A 7,229-nucleotide genomic window follows, 5' to 3' on the forward strand; every position below is an offset into this window, starting at 1 on the left:
CGGCCCACTCTCCTGTCCTCGTCGTCTGGATCGTCATCTGGATCGGTACGCTGTACATTGAACCAGACTGCCGTCCATGAAGAAGGTAACTCCCGTGATCAGCCATTCCGGCATCGGTGACCTGTCCACGTCCGTCGCGTCCCGGAACCCGGGAGGTGGTTCCGAGACCGTGGTCTCTCGAATCGGCAGTTCTCCCGCCGACGAATTCGTCAACCCGGTCTTCGCCGCCGGGGCGGTGATGTGGCGCCGACTCACCGTCGCGGATCCGGTGGCACCGGAGACCGCCGCAGAGGACGCGGTGGAGATCGCCGTGATCCACCGCCCCCGCTACGACGACTGGTCCCTGCCCAAGGGCAAGGTCGACAAGGGCGAGGGCATCGTACAGACAGCCGTGCGCGAACTCGCCGAGGAAACCGGCTACGCCTCGACCCTCGGGTGGTTACTCGGCTACGTCCACTACCCGGTCGGCGGATCAACCAAGGTGGTCTGGTACTGGACCGCCGAGGTCACCGACCACTCCGAGCCCACCCCGGAGGACACCGACGAGGTCGGCGAACTGCGGTGGGTCTCCCCCGGCGAAGCCGCCCGGCTGTGCACCTACGACACCGACCGTGAGGTCATCACCGCGGCGTGCGAGCGCCTGTCGCTCGGCGTGTCGCGCCGGGTGCTCTACGTCCGTCACGCGAAGGCCGCCGACCGCCGTGGCTGGCAAGGTGACGACCAGCTGCGCCCGCTGACCCGGAAGGGGCACCGCCAGGCTGAGGCCCTCATCGGGGTCGCCCGCGGATACGGGGTGCGGTCACTGAGCTCGGCCGACCTCGACCGGTGCACCGACACTCTCGGCCCGACCGCGGAGGCGCTCGGTCTGGAGACGGTGGTGGATCACGCCCTCGGGGACGCCGCGCTCGACAACGGTCCCCGCACCGTGATGGATGCCCTGGTGAGGGCCTCCACCGCCCCCGTGAGTGAGATCTGTTCCCAGGGCGTCGTGATCCCTGCTGTGGTCACCGCGCTGGCCGCGGACACCGGCACGGAGCTCGAGGACGTCCGCTCGAAGAAGGGGTCGGTGTGGGTCCTGCACTTCAGCGCGGCCGAGAAGCTGCTCGGCGCGGACTACCTGGCGTCCCCGCTACCGGTGCGCTGAGCCGGCTGCCGCGGGGCCGTTACCGGATGACCGGTTTGAACGCCGGCCTCGTGCGCTCGTAGGCGGCGATCGCGTCGGCGTCCTGCAGGGTGATGCCGATGTCGTCGAGGCCGTTGAGCAGCCGCCAGCGGGTGTCCTCGTCGACCTCGAAGGGGAAGACGTGCTCGCCGAGGGTCGTGGTCTGCGAGTCCAGGTCAACGGTCATTTCCGCGCCGGGACGCTGCTCCAGAAGCTTCCAGATCAGTTCGATCTGCTCCTCGGGCATGACGCCGGCGAGCAGGCCGTTCTTGGCGGTGTTGCCGCGGAAGATGTCGCCGAAGCGCGGTGAGAACACGACGCGGAAGCCGTAGTCGAGCAGCGCCCACACGGCGTGTTCACGGGAGGAACCGGTACCGAAGTCCGGCCCGGCGACCAGCACCGAGGAGTGCACGTAGGGCCCCTGGTTGAGGATGAACTCCGGGTCGGTGCGCCAGGACTTGAACAGGCCGGACTCGAAACCGGTCCTGGTCACCAGCTTCAGGTATTCGGCGGGGACGATCTGGTCGGTGTCGACGTTCGACCGCTTCAGCGGACACGCGACACCGGTGTGGGTGGTGAATGCTTCCATGGTTCCTGTTCCTCAGTTGTCCAGATCCGCGGGACCCGCGAGGTGCCCCGCCACGGCGGTGGCCGCGGCGACCGGTGGGGAGACCAGGTGGGTGCGCCCGCCCTTGCCCTGACGTCCCTCGAAGTTGCGGTTGGAGGTGGACGCCGACCGCTCACCCGGGGAGAGCTGGTCGGGGTTCATGCCCAGGCACATGGAGCAGCCGGCGGTGCGCCATTCGGCCCCGGCGTCGAGGAAGATCCTGTCCAGCCCCTCCTCCTCCGCCTGCTTCTTCACCTGGGTGGAGGACGGCACGACCATCATCCGCAGGCCGTCAGCGATGTGGCGTCCACGCAGGACCTCGGCGGCGGCACGTATGTCCTCGATGCGGCTGTTGGTGCAGGACCCGAGGAAGACGGTGTCGATGGCGATGTCACGCAACGGGGTACCCTGCTCCAGGCCCATGTAGGTGATGGCGGCTTCGGCGGCGACCCGTTCGGTCTCGTCGGTGATGTCCTCGAGGTACGGCACGGAGCCGGACAGCGGGAGGCCCTGACCGGGGTTGGTGCCCCAGGTGACGAAGGGCGTGAGCGCGGAGCCGTCGATCTCGACGACGGTGTCGAAGACCGCACCCTCGTCGGTGGCCAGCGAGCGCCAGTACTCCTTGGCATCCTCCCAGTCGGTGCCGGTCGGGGCGAAGCGGCGTCCCTTCAGGTAGTCGAAGGTGGTGTCGTCGGGGGGCGATCATGCCGGCGCGGGCACCGGCCTCGATGCTCATGTTGCAGACCGTGAGCCGGCCCTCCATGGACAGCTTCCGGATCGCCTCGCCGCGGTACTCGATGATGTGCCCCTGGGCGCCGCCGGTGCCGATCTTCGCGATGATGGCGAGGATGAGGTCCTTGGCGGTGACACCGGGCTGCAGTTCACCGCTGACCTCGATCGCCATGGTCCTGAACGGCCTGAGCCGCAGTGTCTGGGTGGCCAGGACATGCTCGACCTCGCTGGTGCCGATGCCCATGCCGATCGAGCCGAAGGCGCCGTGTGTGGAGGTGTGCGAGTCGCCGCAGACGATGGTCATGCCGGGCTGGCTGGCGCCGAGCTGAGGGCCGACGGTGTGGACGATGCCCTGGTCGGGGTCACCCATCGGGTGCAGTTCGACACCGAACTCGTCACAGTTCCTCCGCAGCGTCTCGACCTGCAGCCGGGAGACCCCGTCCTCGATCTCGAGGAGGTTTCCGGTGTGGACGCCGAGGGTGGGGACGTTGTGGTCCTCGGTGCCAAGGGTCAGGTCGGGACGACGTACGGACCGCCCGGCCTGACGCAGACCGTCGAAGGCCTGGGGGCTGGTGACCTCGTGGATAAGGTGGAGGTCGATGTAGATCAGGTCAGGCTCGCCGGGTCCGCCTTGTGCCACGACATGGTCGTCCCACACTTTCTGGGCGAGGGTGCGGGGGCCGTGCGGTCGCGTGGTGCCCCGGTTCTGCTGAGTCACAGCGTTCACGGTTGCTCTCCTCATCAGTGATGCTGTTGCACGAGTTTCAGACGGTGGACCGCAGGAGTGGCGGGGCCCCGGGCAGTCACTCCGGAGCCTGTCCTGACCTGTCCTGGCAGTTCCACTGAATGGAATGTAGTATATCAGATTATGGGAATTTCTTCTGACGTCCCGGTACCCGTCACCAGTGGCATTCAGGTCCTCGACCGGGCGCTGCTGATCCTGGGCATCGTCGCACGACGACCGCACAGTCTCTCCGAACTCTGCGAGACCACCGGCCTGCCGCGTGCCACCGCACACCGTATCGCCGTCGCGCTCGAGAAGCACCGGATGGTGACCCGGCTGGACGACGGGCAGTGGACCGCCGGTCCCGCCCTCGCCGAGCTGGCCCCGAAATCCTCTGCCCGCCTCGACGAGGCCGCCGAGTACGTCCTGCCCGCTCTGGTCAAGCGCACCGGTGAATCCTGCCAACTCTACAAGCTCTCCGGCACCGAGCGGATCTGCGTCGCCACCGCTGAACCTCCCCTGGGTCTGCGGGACACGGTCCCGGTGGGGGCCCGGATGACGCTCGCCGCCGGATCCGCGGCGAAGGTCCTCGTCGCTTTCTCCCCGAAGAGTTTCCAGGACGAGATCCTCCAGACCGCGATGTACACCGCCGGCGACCTGGAGCACATCCGCGTAGCCCGGATCGCCGAGTCGATGGGTGAGCGTGAACCGGTCCTGGCCAGTGCGTCGGTACCGGTGCGCGACGCGACGGGTGTCATCGCCGCGCTGTCCATCTCCGGGCCGATCGACCGGATGGGCCCCTCCCCCGCCGCCCGTCACCGCGAGGCGCTCCAGGCTGCGGCGCTGGATCTGGAGGAGCACCTGCGGTGACCCGGCCGGGTCAACGGGTCAGGTCCGCCGCCAACTCATCGAAGGCCGCGACATAGGCGTCGACGGATTCATCGGTGTGGGTGACAGACAGGGTCCACTCCTCCTCACGTCCGGGCGTCATGAATATCCCGCGGTTGAGGTTGTAGAGCCAGGCGAGATCGGCGAGATCGCCACGCTGGCCGGCCTTGTAGGTCTCGTAGTCGATGATCTTCTCCTCCGAGAACGTGACGCAGCCCTTCGAGCCGATACCCAGGGCATACCCCGGAAGACCGTACCGGTCGATGACCCCCTGGCATCCGGTGACGATGCGGTCATTGAGGTGTGCCAGGTGTGCGTAGGCGTCCGGGGTGAGCACCTGCTCCAGTGAGGCGCGGGCTGCCGCCATCGACAGCGGGTTCCCCGAAAAGGTCCCGACCTGGTACACACTGCCGTCCTCGACGACGGCCATGACCTCCTCGCTGCCGCCGATCGCTCCGGAGGGCAGACCACCGCCCAGGGCCTTCGCCAGGGTGACCAGGTCCGGGGTCACCCCGAATTTCTCGGTCGCCCCACCTGCGGCGATGCACAGTCCGGTCTTGACCTCATCGAAGATCAGCACGATCCCGTGCCTGCGGGTGATCTCCCTGACCGCTTCGAGATATCCGGGCTCCGGAAGGACGACACCGAGGTTCATCATCGCCGCCTCCATGATGACGCAGGCAGGTTTGTTCCCCTCCCCGGTCAGCCGCTCGATCCGCCGCTCCATCGCCGGGGCGTCATTGAACGGCACCGGAACAGTCATCTGGACGGTGGCGTCCGGGATCCCGGCACCGTAGGGCAGGGACGCCAGATTCTCGTGGTCACCGATCCGGTCGTACTCCACCCCGATCGACACCATCACCGTGTCATGGTGACCGTGGTAGGAACCGAAGATCTTCACCACGGTATCGCGACCGGTGTAGGCCCGGGCGATGCGGATCGCATCCATCGTGGCCTCGGAACCTGAGTTGGTGAAGCGCCACTTGGGCAGACCCCAGCGGGACGCCAGATCGTCGGCGACGACGATGTCGTCCTCGGTGGCGCAGCCGAAGTGCGTGCCACGGGGGTAGCGGTCGGCGATCGCCTGACCGATCGCCGGGTGGGCGTGGCCCTGGATCATCGATCCGAACCCGTTGTGGAAGTCCCACATCTCATTGCCGTCGACATCCCACACCTTCGGACCGTTGCCCCGGTCGATGTAGATCGGCCACGGGTCACGCAGCTGGTAGGAGGAGGCGACACCGCCGCTGAGGTGCCTTCCCGCGCGCTCGAACATCGCTTTCGAGCCGAGGGTGCGGGCATTGAGTTTCTCTGACTCGATCGCGGTGAGTTCTGCGATGCGGTCACTACTGATGGCAGAGGCCATGACTGTCTCCCGACATCCGGTCGGCCTGGCACCGGGATCCGTGAGAATGCGCGGCGCCGACCGGCCTGGCGTCTGACTGCCGCTGAAGCGGCCCGGTGAATGTGTCGACCGGGACCTTCACTGACGGTACCGTCAGGACAGAGTGGCGGTCCAGCAGTTCTTCCACAGCCCCGCCCCCGCATCTCACCCCTGCAGGCGGGCGAAGCCCACCGAACCGTCGAGCCTCCGGGGTTTCCACGAGCCTGCCCCACCTCACCCCGGGAGCACAGGAGCCCCGCACCGTAGGAACGGCGCGGGGCTTCATGAACTGGTACTCCGTACGGGATTTGAACCCGTGTTACCGGCGTGAGAGGCCAGCGTCCTAGGCCGCTAGACGAACGGAGCATCTGTTGACGGAATCCGGCGTGAACCGCTCTCTGCAACGGGGAGAACTATATAGCAGCGACGGAGTCATCGCATAATCGGCCGCAGAAAGGTGCGGTGACCTGCATCAGACATCTCACCCACCACATGTGTGCACGCGTATTCCCCGCTGCCGTTATACCTGTCCCGGACCTCCGGCCCGTCCCGGCGTCCTGCGGTCGGGGGCGTCACCGGCCGGCGGTGAGGATCCGCGCCTGCTCCTCGGCCTGCGCCAGCAGTTCCTCGTTCGTGAAGTACCGGCGGTCGAAGCTGCGCCAGTCCTGGACGTGCATGCGCCACTGACCGGTCTCCCGGTTCCTGCGTGGATGGGCGAAACGCACCCAGCGGATCTTCGGCTCGATCTCCCCGGTGTCCGGGTTGATCCGTGTGTAATGCACCACCGAACAGTTGTGGATGGTCATTGACGGATCCTTGTCGTAGGCGAGGAACTCCTCGTCGCTCCACCGTTCCAGGACGAGACGGGTCGCCCACATGAAGTCACCGTGGGAGACGACGAGGACGTTCTGTTCCGAGCTCTCCCGGTGCAGTGTGCTCAGCAGGTTGCGCACCCGGTTCTCAGCGACCTCGGCGATGGACTCGCCGGCCGGTGGCGCCCAGTACAGCGGATCCTTCCTCTTGAGCAGGGCATTGTGGGAGTACTGCTCCTCGAAGACCGCCCGGGGCAGCGGGGAGATCTCACCCCAGGAGCGTTCCCGGACGACACGATTCTCCTCCCAGGCGGCATCCGGGACGCCGAGAGTTGCCGCCGTCTCCCGGGTCCGGACGAACGGTGAGGTGATACACCGGTCGAAGGTGTCAATGTTCCGCCTGATCCACTGCCCAGCGGTGCGGGCCTGGGCCACCCCCGCCTCCGTCAACCGCCACGAGCGGTCGGCGACAAGCATCGTCTCCTCAGTGAAGAGTCGCTGATCGCCCGCCTTATCCCGCTTCTGGATGACGTTGGCCTCACTCTGTCCGTGGCGAACGAGGACGAGGTTCCTGGGCATGGTCATGCGCCCCAGAGTAGACCGATCGGACCGGATTCGTCCGTCACCGTTCACCGACAGAACTACCGGGCCCCAGGAAACCGCGGCCCTGGCGACGCGGTCGGTCACCGGGTCAGAGAGAGGGGCAGGACTGCTGCGCGACTACGACCAGAACAAAGGCCCTGCACCATCGGGTGCAGGGCCTTTGTATTTGTACTCCGTACGGGATTTGAACCCGTGTTACCGGCGTGAGAGGCCAGCGTCCTAGGCCGCTAGACGAACGGAGCATATACAACTGAAAGATCGCGGCGGATACTTCCGCTGGCCTACCAGGACTCGAACCTAGAACGACGGTACCATAA

5 protein-coding genes, 2 tRNA genes and 1 pseudogene are annotated in these 7,229 nt (G+C 66.7%); 2 read left to right on the forward strand and 6 right to left on the reverse strand.

The window, feature by feature from the left end; genetic code table 11:
* Positions 1-76: 76 nt before the first annotated feature.
* Positions 77-1,144: an NUDIX domain-containing protein gene (locus QZV72_RS03970; protein ID WP_367119084.1), complete on the forward strand. Its 1,068-nt coding sequence runs from the start codon at positions 77-79 to the stop codon at positions 1,142-1,144.
* 19 nt (positions 1,145-1,163) lie between these two features.
* Here the strand turns inward: QZV72_RS03970 and leuD are convergent, their stop codons facing one another.
* The gene (leuD, locus tag QZV72_RS03975; protein ID WP_297005575.1) at positions 1,164-1,751 is read right to left on the reverse strand and encodes a 3-isopropylmalate dehydratase small subunit; all 588 of its coding nucleotides are present in this window, start codon (positions 1,749-1,751) and stop codon (positions 1,164-1,166) included.
* A 12-nt stretch (positions 1,752-1,763) separates the two neighbouring features.
* Positions 1,764-3,243: pseudogene (gene leuC / locus QZV72_RS03980) on the reverse strand (3-isopropylmalate dehydratase large subunit).
* Positions 3,244-3,369: 126 nt separating this feature from the next.
* Here leuC and QZV72_RS03985 point away from each other — a divergent pair.
* On the forward strand, positions 3,370-4,095 hold the full coding sequence (locus QZV72_RS03985) for an IclR family transcriptional regulator (RefSeq protein WP_297005577.1): 726 nt from the start codon (positions 3,370-3,372) through the stop codon (positions 4,093-4,095).
* A 10-nt stretch (positions 4,096-4,105) separates the two neighbouring features.
* Here the strand turns inward: QZV72_RS03985 and QZV72_RS03990 are convergent, their stop codons facing one another.
* The 4 genes from QZV72_RS03990 to QZV72_RS04005 all read right to left on the reverse strand — a co-directional run bounded on the left by QZV72_RS03990 (position 4,106) and on the right by QZV72_RS04005 (position 7,154).
* Positions 4,106-5,479 carry an aspartate aminotransferase family protein gene (locus QZV72_RS03990; RefSeq protein ID WP_297005580.1) on the reverse strand — a complete coding sequence of 458 codons (1,374 nt, stop codon included), beginning with the start codon at positions 5,477-5,479 and terminating at the stop codon, positions 4,106-4,108.
* 308 nt (positions 5,480-5,787) lie between these two features.
* Positions 5,788-5,863: transfer RNA gene (locus QZV72_RS03995), tRNA-Glu, on the reverse strand.
* Between the two features lie 206 nt (positions 5,864-6,069).
* Positions 6,070-6,894, reverse strand: coding sequence for a histidine phosphatase family protein (locus QZV72_RS04000; protein WP_297005582.1), 825 nt, complete (start codon positions 6,892-6,894; stop codon positions 6,070-6,072).
* Positions 6,895-7,081: 187 nt separating this feature from the next.
* Positions 7,082-7,154, reverse strand: a tRNA-Glu gene (locus QZV72_RS04005).
* Between the last annotated feature and the right edge of the window lie 75 nt (positions 7,155-7,229).

Source organism: uncultured Corynebacterium sp. (assembly GCF_902782855.1).
Taxonomy (GTDB): Bacteria; Actinomycetota; Actinomycetes; order Mycobacteriales; family Mycobacteriaceae; genus Corynebacterium.

Bases quoted from the DNA above. Each gene is read 5' to 3' on its own strand.
- QZV72_RS04000 (WP_297005582.1), bottom strand. From the start codon at position 6,894: ATGACCATGCCCAGGAACCTCGTCCTCGTTCGCCACGGACAGAGTGAG.
- leuD (WP_297005575.1), bottom strand. From the start codon at position 1,751: ATGGAAGCATTCACCACCCACACCGGTGTCGCGTGTCCGCTGAAGCGG.
- QZV72_RS03990 (WP_297005580.1), bottom strand. From the start codon at position 5,479: ATGGCCTCTGCCATCAGTAGTGACCGCATCGCAGAACTCACCGCGATC.
- QZV72_RS03985 (WP_297005577.1), top strand. From the start codon at position 3,370: ATGGGAATTTCTTCTGACGTCCCGGTACCCGTCACCAGTGGCATTCAG.
- QZV72_RS03970 (WP_367119084.1), top strand. From the start codon at position 77: ATGAAGAAGGTAACTCCCGTGATCAGCCATTCCGGCATCGGTGACCTG.